A 19467-nucleotide genomic window follows, 5' to 3' on the forward strand; every position below is an offset into this window, starting at 1 on the left:
GCGAGGGGCGCGGCGTCAGCGCTCGGCCAGAGCGTCGTCCAGCGTGGGCGCGGTGAGCACGCGTTCGGTCCAGCCCTCGATCTGCCCTGCATCGGCGGCGCGGACGCGCGCCTCGATCGGCTCCGGCAACTCGCCGAAGCGCAGCCGGAGCAGCTTCAGCAGCGTGCTTCGCTGCCCTTCGAGGCGGCCCTCCCGTTCGCCCGCCAGCCGGCCCTCCCGGCGCCCCTCCTCGCGACGGTAATCTGCGATGGTCACGATCTCCTCCTTGGCCTCCGGTCCCGCCGCCATGAGCAGCCTCTGCAGCACCTTCCCGGGCTGGCGCGGGTCGATGACGGTCAAGATATACTGCCATACGCGCGCGAGCGCAGCTGCTCCGCCGGGCGCCCGACGCACCTCCTGGACCACCTCCCTCCACGCCGACAGGCGCCGCACCAGCTCCTCGGGATCGCGCGCATGCCGGAAGCACCACAGCACCAGCCGCCCCAGCGCCGTCATCGCCCGCGCTCGCAGCGCCTCGTCCGTCTCCTCGCTGATGTCGTCCAGCACGAACCGGAACTGCGGCACATGCTCGGCCATCAGCCCCAGCGTTTCCGGCGGCACGTCCAGCAAATCCTGGAACGAAACCACCGCGTTCCAGCCGGTCTTGCTGTGGTGCAGCACCACCGGCAGGATCGCCGGGAGGAGCATCGCCTTCGGGTGGCGCTCCAGGTAGCCCTGCCAGATCCGCACCATGTACGCGAGCAGCCGGAACGCCATCAGCGGATCCGTCGTGCTCTGGTGCTCGAAGATCACGTAAATGAACAGCGGCGCTCGCTCCAGCCTGGCGGTGAAGAGCAGGTCGCTGTGGCTCGAGGCGAGCGCTTCGTCGATGAAGCTGCCAGGTTACAGCGTCAGCGACCCGAAGTCGATGCGGGCGGCGAGCGCCGCCGACAGCGCCTCGCGCAGCGCCCCGGCCGCGTGCTCCGGCTGGCTGAACGTGGACTTGAACAGCGCGTCATGAGGGGTGGGAGCCATCCATCCTCACTCCATGGCGAACGTCGGTCTGGCACCACCGAGCACCGAATCGGCGTCGCGCGGCCTTCGATGACGATTGGCTAGCAAGCCACAGACATGTTGGCCATGAAAAAGAAATTCAATCTTAGACACGATTGATGAAATGACATCGAGCGGCGTCGCGCAATTACGACAAGGGAATTCATGTCATCTCTCAATCGTCATTCACACGGTAGGCCCCGGAGAGGGGGATTGTCGCGCGGGGTGGGCACGGGCTGGTGTTTGAGCCCAATTGACGTCCTGTGTCCGGCGTGCGCAGCACGACGGGCACAGGACGTCTCACGCGAGTTCAGCCCGCGCCCACCCCGCGCGACGATCCCCCTCTCCGGGGGCCGGGCGGCTCGGCGAGACCTGCGTGACCGAGAGGAAGAATCAGGAACGCAAGGCTGGCTCGAGACGAGCTCAGTTGATGGTGAACGACTTGCTGACCGAGACCGGCCCGCCGCCGAAGGCAGGCACGCGCGCGCCGCGGAACAACCGGGCCACGCAGCCGCCGACGCTCGTTCCGGCGAAGGGCGCGCCCTGCACCTCGGCCGACGTGACATTGCCGCTCGGCGCGAAGGTGACCTTGACCTTCCCGGTGCCCGTCGGGCCCCCGGCCTTCTTGCAGCTCTTCGCGGAAGCAGCCGCCGAGCCCAGCGCCGAGCTCGCGGCGCCGCGGTTGAACTCGCCGCCGCCGCCGGAAGGCGCCGGCTCCGCCGCGGGCTTCGGCGCCGCCGGCTTGTCCGCCGCTGCGGCAGGCGCAGGCGCGGACGACGGCCTCTCCTTCTCCGCCGGCTTCCCGGCCGCCGCGCTGGGCGCCGGTTGATCCGGGGCCGCCGCCGGCGCGGCAGGCTCCTCGGCGGCCGGCGCCGCCGTCTCCGCGGGCGGCGGCGTAGCGGCCGCCGCCGTCTCGGCGGCCGCCGCCGTCTCGGTCGGCGCGGGCGCCGGCGTCGCCGCCGGGCTCGGCACCTCTGCAGGGGCAGCGTTCGTCTGCTCCGGCGTGGTCGTGGACGTGTCCTCCTTCGGCGACTGCATGAAGAAGAAGGCGACGCCGCCGATCAGCACGACCGCGGCGACCGCGGCGGCGATCAGGCCCATGCGGCCCTTCTTGGCCGAGGCCTCCGGCGCCGCCGTCGGGGAGAGCGGCAGGAGCGGCGGGGGCGGCACCGACGACTTGGCCGAGGCCAACAGCGACGGCGGCGGCCGCGAGTCCGCCACCGGAGCGAGCAAGGGCGGCGGCGCGAGCATCGGCGCCGAGGCGATCGCGCCGCCGCCGAGGTTCAGCAGGTCATCGTAGCCGGCGCGCCCGTTGTTCTTCGCGGGGCGGCTCGAGGGACGCCGGCCCGAGGGGGTTTCCTCTTGCGTCTGCTTGGCCGCGTTCTCGGTCGCGGTGAGCGCCGAGAGCGAGAAGAGGACGGAGTTCTCGTTGCGCTCGCCCACCTGGCGATCGCCGCCGGGCTGCGGGGCCGGCGCGGCCGGCTCGGTGGCCCGCTCGGCGGCGCTGAAGACGTCGACCGCGGCCGCGCGGCCCGGGCGGCGCGCCGCCGCCGGGGCCGTCGCAGCGGCGGCAGGCGCGCCCGCGGCCGCGCCGCCGTCCGCAGCCGGCGCGGCCGCGGCAGCCGACGCGGCCGCGGCAGCCCCCGCAGACGCGGCCGGGACCGGCGCGCGCTTCGCTTCCTTCATGACCACGGTCCCCTCGGGGCCGAACCTGAGCCCGGCCGGCGCCGGCGCCACAGGGACCGGCGCAGCAGCCACCGCGGGCACGGCGGCAGGCGTCGGCACCGCCGCGGCCGCAGGCGCAGGCACCGCCGCGGCGGCTGGCGCAGGCGTCGCCGTGGCCGCAGGCGCAGGCGTCGCCACCGCAGCGGCCGCCGCATCCGCCGCCGGCGCAGCGTCCTCCCGGGAGGAAAATCGCTCCTTGAGCTCGGGGACGCTGGCGATCGGGAGCCAGTCGCCCATCCCCTCTTTCCAGACGTACGTGTCGTTGCTCAGCGCTCCGCGGGCGTACTCGGTCACGAGCTGGGCGGTCGTCATGGTCCGCTCGTCGCCCTCGGCGACGTTGACGGTCCACTCGTCGGGCGCCGCCGTCGAGGGCGCGCCGCCGGCATCGGCCACGAGCTTCGCGTCGGCGTCCTCCGCGAGGTCGCCCTGCTGCCCCACGGTGGCCTCCTGCGACGGGGCCGAGGCAGCCTCATTCGCGCCGTGGACGACCATCGCGTGGTTGCATTTCTTGCATTTGATCTTGACCGTCTTGCCGACGACCTTCTCGTCCGCAATCGTGTACTTCGCCTGGCACGACTCACACGTAATCTTCATGCGACTGTCGCCCTTCCCGTTCCGGTCTGCGGGCATGGGTTCAACGACCACACACGCGCACAATCACGCGGCCCGGTCGGTTGACGGAGGATAGCGGGACCGCGCGAGACCGATCAAGGCGCCGGCCTTTTTTGTGTCCACCGCGGCGCGGCGCAGCGAGATGACGCAGCGCGTGTCCATGCCCCGCGCGACGCGCGACGGGCGCCGCGCTCAGTTGAGCAGGACCAGCTGCGTGCCGTCTTTGCCGCAGAACATCGCCTCGCCCGGATAGCGGTCGCCGCAGGTAGGGCAGATCTTTCCACGAGCACGCGGCGCCGGCCCGACCGGCACCGCGCCGCCCACGGCCGGCGCCGCGAGCGCGGCCCCGGAGGACGGCGGCGCATCGTCGGCCCCGGCGCCGCCGCGCGCCCCGAGGCCGCCGCCGGTCGAGGCGGGGCCTTCGAGCTCGCCGGCGCGCCGGCGGCCGCGGCGGAGCAGGATCAACCCTGCGAAGCCGAGGCAGGCGGCGACCCCGCCCACGATGGCCACGAACAGGTTCTTGCGCTCGCGCCCCACGTCCTCGCCCGAGGTGGTGCGCCCGCCGATGGTGCCGGCCGCGATCACCGCGACGGCGGCCTGATCGCTCTCGCCGGCCTCGTTGAGGCCGCTCGTGGCGAGGAGCGCGTCGTAGCGGTCGGGGCTCGTCACCTCGATCGCGACGGTCACGCCCTTGCCGGCGACGGACGCCACGAGGCCGAGCGTCCCCTCGCCCGCGTCGGCGCCGAGCGAGAGGGCGCCCGTCGCGTCGACCGTCGCGGCGGACGCGAGCGGCCCCGGCGCGATCGACCACGCGGGCCTGGTCGGGAGCGCGCACCCCGCGGCGTCCATGACCAGCGCGCGGAACTGGAAGCGCTCGCCCGGCCGCATGAGCTTGCGCGACGGCGTGACCTCGAGGCGCGCGGGCTCGCCGGGGGCGTCGCAGGTGCGCGGGGCGGCGGGCTTCTTCTCGGAGGCGACGGGCGCTGCGGGCGGCGCGCTCGCTGCGGGCGGCGCGCTCGCCGCGGGCGGCGGCGCGCTCGCCACGGGCGGCGCCTCGCCCTCGCGCCGGACGAGCGTGTAGGTCCGCGTCCTCGTCACGGAGGCGCTGCAGGTCGTGTCCTGGATGATGAACTGGTACTGCCCCGTCTCGACCATGCGGATGCTGGCGTCGGTCGCCTGCGTCGTCGTGGTGACCACGGCCCGGCGGGGGTCGTTCGGCGGGGTCGTGCAGCGCGTCTGCCAGGAGCGCGCGTCGCCGGAGGCCGAGTGCTTGCTGCGCGCGAGCCCGGGCATCTGCTCCCAGCACTCGACGGTGCTCCACGACCGGCCGGCGCCCGAGATCGAGAGCTCCGAGCCGTGCTGCTGGACCTGCACGGCGCCGCCCGGGGCGCCCTGCGGGCGCGGCCTGGGCCCGCACGCCTCCCCCCACGCGTCGATGGACCACTGCTCGGAGAGCGCGCTCGCGGTCCAGGCCCCGCTCAGCGTCGGCTGTCCCTGCGCGGCGCTCGTGCGCGGAACGGCGAGCGATGCGAGCGATGCGAGCGACGCGAGGAGCAGGGCCGGCGAGGCGAGCAGCGGGCGTCCCACGGCCGAACCCTAGCAGCGCCCGCGCACGGACGGCAGCCGGCAGGCTCGCGGGCCCCCGGCCGGACCGCGCGCCGCGCGAGAGCCCGGCGTGAGCCGGCCGTTCGCGCGAGAGCCCGGCGCTCCTCGGCGCCATCGCGCCCCCTCGTCCAGGGCGTCGCGGGCGAAGCGCGGCAGCGCCCGCCCTGGGCGGCGGCGCCGCTCGCGCCCCTCTCGGCCAGGCCGGCCAGGCCGGCCAGGCCGGCGCGAGCCCCGCGCGGCGGGTGTGGGCCCCTGCGGCAGGCGGTGGACGACCGGCGCCCGCCTCCCTGGCTCAAGGCGTAGGCCAAAGCACGCAAGCACGCGAGAAACGCATCGCGCCCCGAAAAAGGGTCTAGACACTCGAAGCGGAGATTCGTTATCTTGAAAAATGGTCTCGTGCGCACTCTGCATCAAATCTCGTCGGGCACTCTCGCGTGCCTGATCCGGTCGTGCTCGGCCCAGGGCCGAGCACGACCGACGCTCGGAGATCGAAGGAGCGCTGCCGCGGAGCCCGCTCGTCGCTGCGCTCCTCTCCGCAGGACGCAAACGGCCCAAAAGCGTCACCGCACGACCCGAGCACGACCCAAAATCGTCACTTCGCACCTCGGTGTTTTTTTGGCGCCTCCCCGAAAAAAGATCTGGACACTTCAAGGACCGAGTTGCTAGTTTGAACACTGTCCCTCTGCGCATCCGCTCTCCGATCGAAGCCAAAGCACCCGCGTACCTGATCTGATCCAGATCGGCCCGCGGGGCTCAGTCCGATAGGAGCCCGCGAAACCGACCTCGCCTGGCCCGTGCGTCATGGCGCCTGCTATCCGGATGACGCTCCCGCAATGGTTCACCCGTGAGGACCTCAAGGAGCTACCAATGAAGCAGATCGCAATCGCCTCCTCCGCCGCGCTCGCTACCCTGTTCATCACCGCGACAAGCCTCGCCAACACCTCTGCGCCGTCGCCCACGTGCACCGTGATCCAGCGGGGTGTCCTGGGCGACATCTACAACGCCGAGATCTGGAGCCTCGCCCCGAGCTACCACGTCCCGTCACCCCATGAGGTGAACACCGGATACTCCAGCACCGTCGGCGAGAAGCGCGCCCTCTTCCGCTTCGATCTGAGCCCCATCCCCGCCGGCTCCCTCGTCACGTCCGCCAAGTTCTACGCCCTGACCTACACGAGCACGGCCCAGACCGTGTACGTCCACCAGGTGCTCGCCCCCTGGGACGAGTCGCTGGTCACCTGGAACAACCTCGGCGCCATCGACCCCGCCTCGTTCACCTCGTTCGTGCCCAACGTCACGGGATGGAGCTCGGTCGACCTCACCGGGCTCGTGCAGGACTGGGTGAGCGGCGTCTCGCCGAGCTACGGCATCCTCCTCGAGGAGGGCTCCTCCGGAAAGACGTCTTATAAAGGCAGCGCCCACACCGACCTTTCCTACCGCCCGCTCCTCGAGGTCTGTTACACGGCGCCGAAGGGCACGATCGGCGACAAGGTGTGGTTCGACGCGAACGCCGACGGCGTCGAGGACGCCTCCGAGCTCGGCATCTCCGGCGTCGTCGTCGACCTCTTCGCCGACACGAACTGCGACGGATCCGCCGACGGCGCCGCCGTCCAGACGACAGCGACCGGCGCGAACGGCGTCTACCGCTTCAGCGAGCTCGAGGCGGGCTGTTACGTCGTCGCCGTCGACGACGCGACGCTGCCGCTCGGGCACCAGCTGACCACCGACGACGAGCCGATCGCCGTGGCCCTCGACGCGGGAGAGAACGTGACCGACGCCGACTTCGGCTACGTGACGTACTCGTCGATCGGCGACACGGTCTGGCTCGACAGCGACGCCGACGGGCTCTACGAGCCGGAGACGGGCGAGCTCGGCGTCAACGGCGTCCGCGTCGAGCTGTTCCAGGGGGGCCAGATGGTCGACTTCACCGTCACGGGCAACAGCCCCTACACCGGCCAGCCCGGCTTCTACCTCTTCGACACGCTCCCGGCGGGCACCTACTCGGTGGTCATCACCGCCGACAACTTCATGACCAGCGGCCCGCTCGCCGGGCAGGAGCCGACGGCCGACCCCGACGGCGGGCTCGACAACGTGGGCACGGTCTCGCTCGGCTGGGCGCAGGACCTGCTCGACGCGGACTTCGGCTACCAGCTCTCCTGCGGCAACGGCGTCTGCGGCGGCGACGAGAGCTGCTCCACCTGCGCCGTCGACTGCGGCATCTGCCCGCCCACCTGCGGCAACGGCACCTGCGAGGCCGGCGAGGACTGCGGCAGCTGCAGCGCCGACTGCGACGTCTGCCCGCCCGTCTGCGGCGACGGCACCTGCGACGCGAGCGAGAGCTGCGGCACCTGCGCGGACGACTGCGGCGCCTGCCCGCCCGTCTGCGGCAACGGCACCTGCGAGGCCGGCGAGGACTGCGGCACCTGCTCCGACGACTGCGGCGCCTGCCCCGCGGTCTGCGGCAATAACGTCTGCGAGAACGGCGAGGACTGCGCGAACTGCGCCGGCGACTGCGGCGCTTGCCCCGCGGTCTGCGGCAACGACCGCTGCGAGGCGGGCGAGAACTGCCTCGAGTGCCCGAGCGACTGCGGCATCTGTCCGCCGGTCTGCGGCAGCGGCGTCTGCGAGGCCGGCGAGACCTGCGGGAGCTGCGCGGCCGACTGCGGCGAGTGCCCGCCGGTCTGCGGCGATGGCGTCTGCAAGGCGGGCGTCGAGGACTGCTCGAGCTGCGCGGCCGACTGCGGCGCCTGCCAGTGCGCGTCGCCCGGCACCGGCACCCCCGGCTACTGGAAGAACCACCCGAACGCGTGGAAGGTCTCGCAGCTGACCATCGGCGGCAAGACGTACACGAAGGCCCAGCTCCTCGACATCATCAGCCGCCCGACCAAGGGCGACGTCACGTACATCATCGCGAAGCACCTCGTCGTCGCCAAGCTCAACGTCGGTATCGGCAACCAGTCGAGCTGCATCGAGAGCACCATCGCCGCGGCCGACGCCTGGCTCAAGAAGTACCCGCTCGGCAGCAACGTGAAGGAGGGCGGCAAGAACTCGCCCTGGGCGAGCGGCGAGCCGCTCGCCCAGACGCTCGACGACTACAACAACGGCCGCCTCTGCGCGCCGCACCGTGACTGACCGATGAGATGAGCGACCGGTAAATCCGACCGGCAACACGAGACCCCCAGGCCAGCGCCCGCCACGAGCGAGCCGCCTCAAGCGCGACCGGCGCTGGCCTCCTCCTCCGCCTCTCCACGCATCCTCACCACGCATCTCCCATCCCCGCTGCTCCACCGGACGAGCTCGTCGACGAGCGGCAGCCTCATCGCTGTACAGGCTCCTCGAGCTCAGCGGCCGTTCCGGCTGTTCCAAGGTCGCCGACCTCTCCGGGGAGCGGCCTCCGGGCGCGGGTCGATCGCAGCGCCGGGCGCGCGATGCTCGACCGCTCCCGCGCCGAGTGGAACGCCCCTGCGCGCGGTGGCGAGTCGCGACCACGCCACGGCGCACCGGACGCGGCGAGACCGGGAGTGCGGAAGTGCCCCAAGGGTGAGCGTGATTTGCCCCTGGCGCGGCAAATTGCCCCTACCGCACGGAAGCTGGCTTTCTACCGGCGCCGCCCACGCCGCGGACAGCGCCGCGCCCGCGGGCGCAATGGCATCGTCGAGCCCGCTCCACCGCAAACCAGGACAGCGTGGCACGGGCGCTGCAAATCCTGCGGGGCTGGGCGCCGAGGACCGCGGTGGACGGCCCGAGGATGCATCGGAGGCGGGCCAGAAGAAGGAGAAAGCTGCCATGAACCTGACCGAAAGCTGGATTGGCGACAAGCCCTTGGTCCCGCCTTGCGGCCTGTTCGGCAAAGGCCAGCATATCGTCCTGGCCGAAGACGACGACGACATGCGCTCCACGCTCGCGATGGCGCTCCGCCGCGACGGGTTCGAGGTCTCCGAGGCGCGCAACGGCCTCGAGCTGCTCGACAAGGTGGCGCCCTGGCTCGGTGGAAAGGAGCCCCCAGAGCCGATCGACGCGATCGTCAGCGACATCCAGATGCCCTGCTTCTCGGGGATGGAGATCCTGGAGGGCCTCGCCGAGCTGAGGCGCCGGCCGCCGGTCATCCTGATCACGGCCTTCGGCGATCCGCACCTCCACGCGGCCGCGCGCAGCCTGGGCGCCTCCGCCGTCATCGAGAAGCCGTTCGACCTGGATGATCTCCGCTGCGTCCTGTTCAACCTGAAGGACGCTCCGGGCTTCGACGGCGGCTACTGACGCCGCCGACGAGGTGCGCCGCCAGATCCCCCGCGGTCGCCCTGCGCGCGCCGCCAGATCCCCCGCGGTCGCCCTGCGCGCGCCGCCAGATCCCCCGCGGTCGCCCTGCGCGCGCCGCCCGACGCCCGCGCGTCGCCGGCCGCGCTCAGCCGTCCGGTCGCGGGAGCGGCGTCGCCGCCGCCCAGCGCGCGACGCAGCTCCGCTCCTCCTCGGTCATCTCCAGCATGCTCGCCACCACGCCGTCCAGGTGGCGCCGGGCCTCCGCGGGCAGGCCCGCGTTCGCCGGGCCGAGCTCCCGCCCGAGCGCGTCGAGCGCGCCGATCAGGTCGGCGCGCCCCGGCGGGGGCGCCGGGATCGCCCGCAGGTGCGCGATCTTCACCTGGGGCATGCCCTCGCGCGCGTCCCGATGTCGGGTGTAATGCCACCAGCGCACAGGAGAGGAGTTGAGGTAGCAGAGCAGCGCGAACTCGCTCCACGTCGCGTCGCAGAAGCCGGCCAGGATCGAGTTGCGGAACGGCAGGCCGTCGCTCAGCGCGACGATCGGGTACCGGGCGGTCTGGCGGATGAGCAGCCGCACCGCCTTCCAGTCCTCGTCCTTCCGGAAGCGGCCCTTCACGCCCGCGCGATCGACGTGGTGGCGCGGCGCGCGCGCGATGAGCTCGCCGACGTCGGTGCCCTCGCGGATCGGGCAGGTGTACGGCGGCACGGGGACGTCCGCGCGCCGGATGCGCTCGGCGTCCTCGGCGGTCGTCTGGAAGCCGCGCTCGCCGAACAGCGCGGCCGGCAGCGGGCGGAGCGCGCCGAGCCGATCGAGGAGCCGCCGGGATACGCCGTCGAGATCCGAGCGCGCGAGCGGCCAGGAGGCCGTGGCCGCCGGCCGGGGCGACGCGGGCGGGAGGCGGGTCGAGAGGAGGCCCATGCACGGCTGGAACACGCCCTCGAACGCGTCGCTGCCGAAGCTCGGGAGATCGGGGTCGACGGCGCAGAGCGCGTCGTGCGCCCGCCGCGTGGGGCCGTAGCCATCGAGGTCCGACACCGAGGTGGGGATCACGAGGCCGAGCCGCCCGCCCGGCCGGAGCAGCGACGCGGCCCGGTGCACGAACAGGCCGTGCAGCGAGCGGTAGCCGTGGAAGGCCGGGTTCCGCCGCAGATAGAGGTTGAAGACCTCGGGCGCGATCGGCTGCGCCGCCCGGCCGACGTACGCGACCCAGGGCGGGTTGCCGATCACGGCGTCGAAGCCGGGCTCCGGGCGATCGAAGGCGCCAGGGAACGCGAGCTCCCAGTGCAGGAACCGGCGCTCCTCGGCGATGCGGCGCGACAGCGCCGCCCGCGGGTCGGTCGGATCGCGCGCCGCGTCCATGTAGCGCGCGAACGTGTCCGGCCCCGGCGCCAGGGCCGCGAGCTCGCCCTCGGACGGCCAGAACCACAGGGCCATCCAGGCGTCGAGCGCCGCCTCATCGGCGTCCCCGTCGCGCTCCGGCGCGTCGCGCGTCGCCCCCTCGGCGAGCGCCGGCGCCCGGCGCGCTGGAGCCCGCCGCGACAGGGCCCGCCGGCCGCTGCGCTCCAGGGCGACGTCCGCGGGCCCGCCGCGCGACCACGCCGCGGCCGGGAAGGCGCCGATGTCCGCGCGCTCGGCGCCGATGAGGCTGTCGCCGCAGCGGAGCTTCGCGTCGAGGGAGCTCGGCGGAAGGGTCGCGTCCTGCACGACGAGCCAGAGCGAGAGCCGGGCGAGATCGACCGCGAGCGGGTCGAGGTCGACGCCGTAGAGGCAGCGCTCGGCCACGAGCGCCATCGCGCGGCGGAGCGGCGGCTCCTCCGGGGCGAGCCGCGGCGCCGCGCCGGCGCGCTGCCAGGCGGCGACGAGGTGCGCGGCGAGCTGACGGCACGCCTCCACCAGGAACGCGCCGGAGCCCATCGCGGGATCGCACACCGCGAGCGAGAGGATCTCGTCCGGCGCCGACGGCCGGCCGGCCCTCGCGAGCAGCGGCGACAGCGTGCGCTCGACGACGTGGCGCGTGATCTCCCGCGGTGTGTAGTAGGAGCCCGCGCGCCGCCGGAGCTGCCCCGGCTGGAGGTAGAGCGTGCCCCGCGCGAGCCGGCCCGGCTGCCGCGGGGAAGCGCGGCGCGCGAGCGCCTGCGACAGCTCGGCCACGCTGCCCGCCGCGGCCACGCCGGCGGCGAGGCGCGCGCCGAGCTTGAGGTCCGCCGCCGCCTCGAGCCGCGCGAGCCGCTCGCCGCCCGGGAGGGCGAGGAGCGCCTCGAGATCGACGACCACGTGGGACGGCAGGAGCGCCATCGACTCGCCCTCGGCCAGCTCGAGATCGAAGGCGATCAGGCCCTCGTAGAGCGTGCCGATGTGCTCGACCTCGAGCTCGGCGTAGCGCACCGGCGCGCCGTGGTGCACGAGGAGCGCGGCGAGCACGCGGTGGAGCGCGCCGTCGCTGAGCCAGGGTCGACCGTCCAGCAAGGGGTGCGCGCCCGGGTCGCAGAGGCCGCCGCGCGCGCCCCCGGGGCCGCGGCCCTCGAGCGCGCGGGAGAGCGCCGCGACGCGGGCCCACGCGCCGTGGCGATGCTCGAGGTCGCTGCCCCCCCGCCGCTCCGCCTCCAGCTCCTCGAAGAGCCGCGCGAGCGGGGCGCCGCCGTCGGGCGCGCCGGCGAGCAGGCCGCGCGCCTCGGCGTAGAGGAGGAGGATGAGCCGCATCAACGCGGTCACGAGGCCGGCGTGGAGCCGCCGTCGCCCTGCGGCGGAGCCGCCCGAGGCCGCCTCCATGCCCTGCGGATCGGCCGACTGGAAGCCGCGGAGGAGCTCGCCGAGCGCGCCCTGCGCCTGCTCGCGGAGCTGCCTGGCCACGCCGTCGGCCGGCGGATCGGGCGGCCGGAGGGGCTCGCCGGGCGCGGCCGCCTCGATCGCGCCGTCGCGCGGGGATTCCTGCGACGCGCCCGATGCGCGCGACGCTGGAAGGTCGACCCGGTCACGGTCGCAGCGCAGGGAGGCGCCGAGCTGAGGGCATTCCGAGGACACGCGGGATCCGCACGAGCATTGCGGATGGGACGGGGTGCAGGCAAGAGCCCCGGCGGGGGGCGCGCCCGGCCGCGGCGGCGGCCCGGTCGAGCGCCCGCGCCGGCGAGGAGTCCCTCCTCGCCCGGAGGTCCTCGCCCAGCACGCTTTACCGGGATGCGCGTGAAAGCATTTCCGGCGCGGCGCCGCGCGGGGGTACGGTTCGTGCCGTGTGTCGTCGAATGAAGCCCGAGACGATCGAACGACACGCACTCGCCCGTTCACGCAAAGCACACCTTGGCGCCGCGGCGCGGCGCGGCGCCTTGCTCGCCGCGATCCTGCTCGGGATCCCGGCCTGTTACGGCGCCGGCGAGGCGCCGGAACAGGAGGCCACCGGCCCCGCCAGCGCGGGCCTCGACCTCTATTCCGGCATTCCCCAGGACGGCGTCGTCCTCGGGGATCCGGGCGCGCCGATCACGCTGGTCGAGTTCTCCGATCTTCGATGCTCGCATTGCCGGGATTACGCGCTCGAGGTCCTGCCCGTGATCCTCGATCGCCACGTGCGCACGAGCCAGGTGAAGCTCGTGTTCCGGAACCTCACGTTCCTCGGGCCGGGCTCCGTGCAGGCCGCGCGCATGGCCGCGGCGGTCGGGATGCAGGATCGCCTCTGGGAGTTCGTCGACCGCTTCTTCCGGATCCAGGCGCGCGAGCGCCCGCCGGTCACGGACGAGCTCCTCTTGCGCGTCGCCTCCGAGCTGCCGGGCATCGACGCCGCGCGGGCGATGGCGCAGCGCGACAGCGGCGCGGTCGCGCAGCAGCTCGAGGCCGCGCGGGCCGAGGCCGCGCGCCTCCAGGTCCACGGCGTGCCGGCGCTGTTCCTGAGCCGCCAGGGCGAGGGGCTCCGCCGGCTCCGCCTCACCTCGATGTCGCCGGAGCCGATCTCCCGCGCGATCGAGCAGCTCCTGCGCGCGCCGCGCCCGCGCGGGTGAGCGCGCGGCGGCGCGGCGGTCATAGACGCGCGGCGGCCGCAACATGGACCGGCCCGGCGCGCGTTTCTTGGTACGCTCGCGCGGGGATGACCGCCTCGCCGCTCGTGTTCCCTCCCCGCCCCCCCTCGCTGCGCGGCCGTCGGCGCGAGCTCGCGACGCTCCTCTCGACCGTGCGCGCCTCGCGCCCGACGCGCATCGCGCTCGTCGGCACGGGCGGCAGCGGCAAGTCGACGCTCGCCTGCGCGCTCGGCCACAAGCTCGCGGCCGAGCTCCCCGGCGGGATCCACTGGTTCCGGGTCGGCGCCTGGGACGCGCGCACGCTGCTCGGGATGCTGTCGCTCCGCTTCGGGGCCGGGCCGTCGCCCTCGCTGCCAGCGCTGCGCCGCCGCCTGCGCGCGCTCGGGGAGATGCTCATCGTGCTCGACAACCACGAGCACGACCGCGCCGTCGCCGAGCTGCTCGACGACCTCCGCGACGAGGCGGTGACGTGGGTCATCACGGCGCGGCGCTGCCTCGTGGCCGGCGTCTCGATCTTCCCGGTCATCGCGCCGCTCGTGACCTCGGGGCAGAGCCCCTTCCCCGCGGTCGCGTCGCTGACCCGCCTGCTCCGCTGGAACCCGGTCTCCCTCGAGCTCGCCGACGCCATCGTCGCGAGCGGCGCGGCCGACGTCGACGAGCTCCACCGCTGGCTCGTGGCGGGCGGCGTCGACCGCGTGCAGGTCATCGATCACGAGGACGACCTCCCCGAGGTCGCCCTGCTCGTCGCCTGGATCTTCCGCGAGCTCTCGCCGACGGCGCGGCGGATGCTCGCGGTGCTTTCGCACTCGAACGGCGACCACATCGACGAGGCCTCGCTCGCGACGCTGGCGCGGGCGGGGCGGAGCGCCGCCGACGCGCTCGCGTCGCTCCGCCGCTTCCGGCTCGTGCAGGAGCCGCTCGCGGGCCGCTTCGCGCTGCACGCGACCGTGCGCCACGCCGCGCTGAAGCGCACGCAGTTCGACCAGCGCCGGTTCTTCGAGCACTACGTGGGGCTCCTCGAGCGCTCGCCGGAGCGGCTCGACCTCGAGCAGACCCACCTGTTCGCGGCCATGGACTACGCGCACGACACCGGGAGCGTCGCGGCCGCGATCCGCGTGAACGAGCTGCTCTCGCGCCTCTCGCTCTGATCGCCGCCCTCCCGCGGGCGCCGGCCGCGGTCAGCGCGGCCCTTCCGGGCACCCCACGTGCTCGCAGCAGAGCTCGACGAGGCGCTTCAGCACCCACTGCCCCGCCGGCCCCAGCACGAGCGCCGGCCGGTGGACGACGGCGAGCGACAGGAGGTGCTCGTCGTCCCCCCACGCCTCCGGCCGCAGCCGGACCAGGCGTCCGGTCCTGAGATCCTCGCGGATCATGTGCTCTGGCAGGTTGCCCCACCCGAGCCCCGCGCCCAGGAGCTCTCGCTTGGTCTGGAGATCCACGACGCGCCAGGTGCGCGGGGACAGCACGGCCTGCTCCGGCGAGCGCGCGCCGCCGCGCTCGCTCAGCACGATCTGCACGTGCTCGCGCAGCTGCTCGGTCGCGACGCGCCCTTCGCGCTGCTGGGCGGCCGCGAGCGGGTGCGCCTCGCCGGCGACGGGCACCATGCGCACGGAGGTGAGGTGCCGGCGCTCGAGGCCCTGCGCCGCCGCCGCCGGGCCCACGACCCCGAGCTGGCATGTCCCGTCGAGGACCCGATCGGCGACGGCGGACATCGTCTCGGTGTGCACGACCAGCTCCACGGTGGGGTAGACGCGGGCGAACTCGACGCAGAGATCGACGAGCGCGGAGAGCGGAAAGACCGCGTCGACGCACAGCGAGACGAGCGGGTCGAGGCCGCCGGCGAGCCGCTGCGCCGCGCTGCTGAGCGCGTCCGCGTCGGCGCACACCCGCCGCGCGGCGCCGAGCAGGACGCGGCCGTGCTCCGTGAGCGCCGGGATCCGGGTCGATCGGTCCCAGAGGACGACCCCGAGCTGGCCCTCCAGGTTGGCCATCGCGTGGCTCACGGCCGACTGGACGCGGCGGAGCTTCCTGGCCGCGGCCGAGAAGCTGCCCTCGTCGGCGACCGCGATGAACGTGCGCAGTTGGTCGAGCGTGATGGAGTCGTGCACGGCGCGTCACCATGCCACGACCCGCCGCGCCCCGGCGCGGCGGCCCTCCGTCGGCCCCGCGCCGGCGGGGTCCCCGCCGCCGTGCGCTCGACAAAAACAGCGCGGCGGCCGGGACAGGCGAGGAGCGTCTTCTCAAGGGGTCTACCCTCCAGCCGGCCGCGCGGCCCGCGGGCGGGTAGACCCCTCTTTTTACGCTCCTCGCCTGCCCCGGCCGCCGGCGCGCGCTCGATCGACGTTGATCAACGTTGATCGAGCGCGCTCGTCACGGCCTTTCGCCCGCCGACGACGCCGATCAGAGCGGCGGGTTGGCGTTCTTCACGCACTCCACGAAGTACTCGTGGAACCAGTAGCCCGCCTCCGGCGCGCGCTGGTCTGCGTCCTCGTAGCCGCAGAACAGGTCGTAGCGCTCGGCGTTCTTGTCCGCGGTGCCGTCGGAGTCACCCGGCGGCTTGACCCAGTAGAAGGCGTCGAGGCGCGTCGCGCCGCCCGGGTTGGCCCGGGGCCGCTCGCCCATGCCGGCGCCCATGTTGTTGCACCAGTAGCCCCAGTCCGCCCGGATGTTGCCGACGCCGTTGCGGCTCGTGTCGATGATGAAGTGCTTGTCCCCGAGGCCTTCGGCCGCCAGCGCCGTGCCCAGGGCGTTGACATAGTCATACTCGCCGAAGCAGGGGTTGCTCTGCTGATCGTAGCTCTCCGAGGTGTACCGGAGCTGCGTGTAGTTCGCGACGTTGGTCGCGAAGCCGCGGACGCCGGCCGGGTTGCCGGCGGCCTTGATGACGTCGGCGAAGATCTTGGCGCCCTTCTTCTGGTTGTCAGGCCACCCGAGCCAGCCCGAGTGCGCCGCGTCGATGTACTGGTACACGTGCGGCATGTTGAGCTTCTGGAGCGCGTACGCGACCTCCTCCCGGTACGCCTTCTCCGTCTCCGGGGTGCAGTCCTTCGAGCCCAGGTTCGTCGCGATGTTGGGGAGCGAATCGGGCTCGATGATCGCGACGATGCGCTGGTTCGTGCGCGCGGCGAGGATCGCGGAGATCCGATCGATGAACTCTTCCCTGTACCGCTTGACACCGCCGTTCTCGACCCGGAGCTCGCCGTTCGAGGCCTCGGCGAAGCAATCGCGGTTCGGGAGGTCGTACACGACGATGACCGGAACGACCGGCTCGCAGATCTGGTTCTGGAGCGCGAGCGCGGCGTCGAGGTGCCCCTCGAGGCGGTCGACCGCCGCGATCCGGTCGAGCCAGAACGCGGTCGGGATCTGCTGGACCTTCTTCATCTTCTCGATGAGGGCCGCGTCCGTCGTCTTGTCGATCGACGACTGGACCTTCGCGACGTACTCCGGGTCGACGAACAGCGTCCCACCCTCGAACGGGTTGCCGTTCGGCGCCGCGATATCGACCGTTCCGGTGCAGTTGCCGCCCGCAGCCGTCGTGCTCGTGCTCGTGGGGCTGCCCGCGCCGCTGCCCACCGGGCTGCCCGCGCCGCTGCCCACCGGGCTGCCCGCGCCGCTGCCCACCGGGCTGCCCGCGCCGCTGCCCACCGGGCTGCCCGCGCCGCTGCCCACCGGGCTGCCCGCGCCGCTGCCCTGGCCGGCGCCGCCATCTCCGCCGCTGGTGTTCCCCCCATCGCCATTGTCGCCCGAGCACGCCGCGAAGGCGGCGGTCGCGAGGAGGACCGCAACCCACTTTGCCATCCCGAGCTGATGCGAATTCCTTCTCAGCATATTAAGCCTTTCACCTACTTCTGAAGAAACCAGGCAAATCCAACATATCGAAAAATAGCGGGGCGAATCTAGACCAACAGTTTCGCTGGGGCAAGAACAAACGACGGCTTTGCCATGCCCGCGCCTTCTCATCGCACGTCTGCCGTGCGGTTCTTTTTTTCACGTCGAGGAGAAATGTCCGTCGCCTCGCGACGCTCGACGCGTTCCGGCGCGCGTCACGAGCGCGTCACAGGCGCGTTCGACAACGGCCCGCAACGCTGCTTTTCACGAGGAGAACACGCAGCGAGAGGATCGACTCCGGCGCAACGCAGCGCGTAATCGCGGCGACAGGGCCGAGCGGTCGGATCGTCCGAACGTGACATGGCAGACGGGCAGAGCTGTTTCGGGTTGATTTCCAGGTGCATCATCGACTGTGGTCTCACCGCTCTCCGAGGCAGCGTGGAGGCAGCGTGCCCAGATCAGGCGGAGAGTCGGACGTGCGGTGACGCAGGGAGGCGCCGGAGCACGCGTGCGCCCGTCGCCGCGCCGTCACGGGGCGGCTTCTGGCCGGTCGTCGCCGATCGGTTAGGCTTCGGTCCCCCCTGCCGTGCAGAGCCCGCCATGCGCTTCCTCGTCGTCTCGCTGATCCTCCTCGCCGTCCTCGGCCCCCTGGGCGTCTACGTGCACCGGCGCGCCTCCGGCCTGCTCGGCCTGGGCCAGCGCGGCCGGCGCGCGCTGGCCTGCCTGCTCGCGGCCGCCGTGCTGGCGATGCTCTCCGCGCGGCTCTGGCGGGGCGCGCTGCCCGACGGCGTGGTCCGCGGGACGGTGCTCCTGAGCAACATCCTCTCGCTCACCGTCCTGCTCTCCGCGGTGCTGCTCGGCGTCGTGGACCTCGGCCGGCTGATCGCGCGGCTCGCGCGCGCGGCGCTCGAGCGCACCAGAGCGGCCGCGCGCGCCCCCGACGCGGCAGGCCCCGCGGACGCGGCGCGCCGCCCTGGCGAGGAAGCGGCGCGCACCCAGGCCGGCGGCGCGGGCGAGCCGCTCCCGCCCAGCGCCGAGCCGCTCCCGCTGCTGCCGGTCGCTCCGCCGGCGCTCCCGCGCCGCGCCTTCCTCGCGAACGGGGCCGCCGGCTCCGCCTTCCTCATCGGGGGCGGCAGCGCGGTGTATGGCGCGCTCGTCGGGCGGCACGACTACGTCATTGAAGAGGTCGCGATTCCGATACCGGGCTTGCCGCGCAGCCTCGACGGCTTCTCCATCGTGCAGCTGTCGGACATCCACCTCGGGCTGTTCGTGGGCGAGCCGGAGATGCGCGCCGCCGAGGATCTCGTGCGCAAGGCGCGCGGCGATCTCATCGTGATGACGGGCGATCTCATCGATTTCGACCCGAGGTATGCCGAGCACCTCGGGCGGCTCACGCGGCGGCTCGGCCCGCTCGCCCGGGAGGGGGTCGCGGCGATCCCGGGCAACCATGACCACTTTGCCGGCATCGACGCCGCGCTCGACGCGCTGGAGCGCGGCGGCGCCCGCGTGCTGAGCAACCGGGGGCACGTCGTCGGAGGGGCCGGCGGCGCGTTCGCGCTGCTCGGCGTCGACGACGTGTGGGCGCGAGGGCGCGTGCCCGGCGGCGGCCCCCACCTCGACCGGGCGCTCGCCGACGTGCCCCGCGACCTGCCGCGCGTCTTGCTCTGCCACAACCCGGTCTTCTTCCCGGACGCCGCCGGCGAGGTGGCCTTGCAGCTCAGCGGCCACACCCACGGCGGCCAGGTCAACCTGCTCGTCCGGCCCGCCGACCTGGTGCTCCCCCACGGCTACGTGGCCGGGCTCTACCAGCGCGGCGGCTCGCACCTCTACGTCAACCGAGGCTTCGGCACCGCCGGGCCGCCGGCGCGCATCGGCGCGCCCCCCGAGGTGAGCCGCATCGTGCTCGTCTCCGCCTGACGCGGCGCAAGGCGCTCCCGTCGCTGAGCCCGCCTATCGAGCGTCCGGGCGCGAGCGCGGCGCCGGGAGCGGCGGTGATTTCCGGGGTGATCGCGCGCCCCCGAAGGTCCTCGATGGTTTTCGGGATAAGGCACCTTCTCCGGTTCTTGATCCTCGTGCTGCGGGTGTTCAGGTTCCGAGGCGCGATGAGCGCGACGAGCCGACGAGCGCCGCCGAGCTGGGGCCCGCGATGGGCGGTCTACCTGCGCGGGCTCGCGCTCCTCGCCTTCGCCGGCGGGTGCGCGGCCGCGCCGCTCGCGCCGGTGGGCCGCAGCGAGGCGCCCGTCGACCCGCCGGAGGGCGCGCCCGCCCCCGCGCCCGAGCCTCCCCCGCCGCCTGCCGAGGAGCCTTCGCTCATCGAGCTCGAGGTCCCCGGCTTCGGGCCCGCGGTGGTCGTGCCGCCGCGCGGCGAGGGGCCGCGGCCGGTGCTCGTCGTCGCGCACGGCGCCG

General features: G+C 73.5%; 11 protein-coding genes and 1 pseudogene. 5 read left to right on the forward strand and 7 right to left on the reverse strand.

Going from position 1 to position 19467, the window contains the following annotated elements; translation table 11 throughout:
• Positions 1–15 precede the first annotated feature (15 nt).
• The 4 genes and pseudogenes from NQZ70_RS53190 to NQZ70_RS47065 form a co-directional block, all read right to left on the reverse strand.
• Entirely contained in the window at positions 16–288 is a 273-nt protein-coding gene (locus NQZ70_RS53190) for a DUF4351 domain-containing protein (protein WP_324293070.1), read from the reverse strand.
• Between the two features lie 120 nt (positions 289–408).
• Positions 409–1014: pseudogene (locus tag NQZ70_RS53195) on the reverse strand (Rpn family recombination-promoting nuclease/putative transposase); the annotation flags it as partial.
• A 441-nt stretch (positions 1015–1455) separates the two neighbouring features.
• A complete protein-coding gene (locus tag NQZ70_RS47060; protein WP_165374515.1) occupies positions 1456–3351 on the reverse strand; it encodes a zinc-ribbon domain-containing protein in 1896 nt (631 codons plus the stop codon).
• Between the two features lie 210 nt (positions 3352–3561).
• Positions 3562–4956 (reverse strand): hypothetical protein, encoded by a 1395-nt coding sequence (locus NQZ70_RS47065; protein WP_129580059.1) that lies wholly within the window; start codon positions 4954–4956, stop codon positions 3562–3564.
• Positions 4957–5841: 885 nt separating this feature from the next.
• Here NQZ70_RS47065 and NQZ70_RS47070 point away from each other — a divergent pair.
• Both NQZ70_RS47070 and NQZ70_RS47075 read left to right on the forward strand, forming a co-directional pair.
• Entirely contained in the window at positions 5842–8103 is a 2262-nt protein-coding gene (locus NQZ70_RS47070) for an SdrD B-like domain-containing protein (RefSeq protein WP_129580060.1), read from the forward strand.
• Positions 8104–8757: 654 nt separating this feature from the next.
• Entirely contained in the window at positions 8758–9228 is a 471-nt protein-coding gene (locus tag NQZ70_RS47075) for a response regulator (RefSeq protein WP_129580061.1), read from the forward strand.
• Between the two features lie 145 nt (positions 9229–9373).
• Here the strand turns inward: NQZ70_RS47075 and NQZ70_RS47080 are convergent, their stop codons facing one another.
• On the reverse strand, positions 9374–12250 hold the full coding sequence (locus NQZ70_RS47080) for an Eco57I restriction-modification methylase domain-containing protein (RefSeq protein WP_129580062.1): 2877 nt from the start codon (positions 12248–12250) through the stop codon (positions 9374–9376).
• A gap of 299 nt (positions 12251–12549) precedes the next feature.
• Here NQZ70_RS47080 and NQZ70_RS47085 point away from each other — a divergent pair, with 299 nt between their 5' ends.
• Positions 12550–13215, forward strand: coding sequence for a thioredoxin domain-containing protein (locus tag NQZ70_RS47085; RefSeq protein ID WP_129580063.1), 666 nt, complete (start codon positions 12550–12552; stop codon positions 13213–13215).
• A gap of 86 nt (positions 13216–13301) precedes the next feature.
• The gene (locus NQZ70_RS47090; protein WP_129580064.1) at positions 13302–14381 is read left to right on the forward strand and encodes a hypothetical protein; all 1080 of its coding nucleotides are present in this window, start codon (positions 13302–13304) and stop codon (positions 14379–14381) included.
• A gap of 30 nt (positions 14382–14411) precedes the next feature.
• Here the strand turns inward: NQZ70_RS47090 and NQZ70_RS47095 are convergent, their stop codons facing one another.
• Together NQZ70_RS47095 and NQZ70_RS47100 are read right to left on the reverse strand one after the other, a co-directional pair.
• Positions 14412–15341 carry a LysR family transcriptional regulator gene (locus NQZ70_RS47095; RefSeq protein ID WP_129580065.1) on the reverse strand — a complete coding sequence of 310 codons (930 nt, stop codon included), beginning with the start codon at positions 15339–15341 and terminating at the stop codon, positions 14412–14414.
• Positions 15342–15633: 292 nt separating this feature from the next.
• On the reverse strand, positions 15634–17031 hold the full coding sequence (locus NQZ70_RS47100) for a glycoside hydrolase family 6 protein (protein ID WP_272827073.1): 1398 nt from the start codon (positions 17029–17031) through the stop codon (positions 15634–15636).
• Positions 17032–17661: 630 nt separating this feature from the next.
• On the opposite strand from NQZ70_RS47100, the gene NQZ70_RS47105 reads away from it, so the two are divergent.
• Positions 17662–18978 carry a metallophosphoesterase gene (locus NQZ70_RS47105; protein ID WP_129580067.1) on the forward strand — a complete coding sequence of 439 codons (1317 nt, stop codon included), beginning with the start codon at positions 17662–17664 and terminating at the stop codon, positions 18976–18978.
• Positions 18979–19467: the final 489 nt, after the last annotated feature.

Source organism: Sorangium sp. So ce836, from assembly GCF_028553905.1.
Lineage (GTDB): Bacteria > Myxococcota_A > Polyangia > Polyangiales > Polyangiaceae > Sorangium > Sorangium cellulosum_D.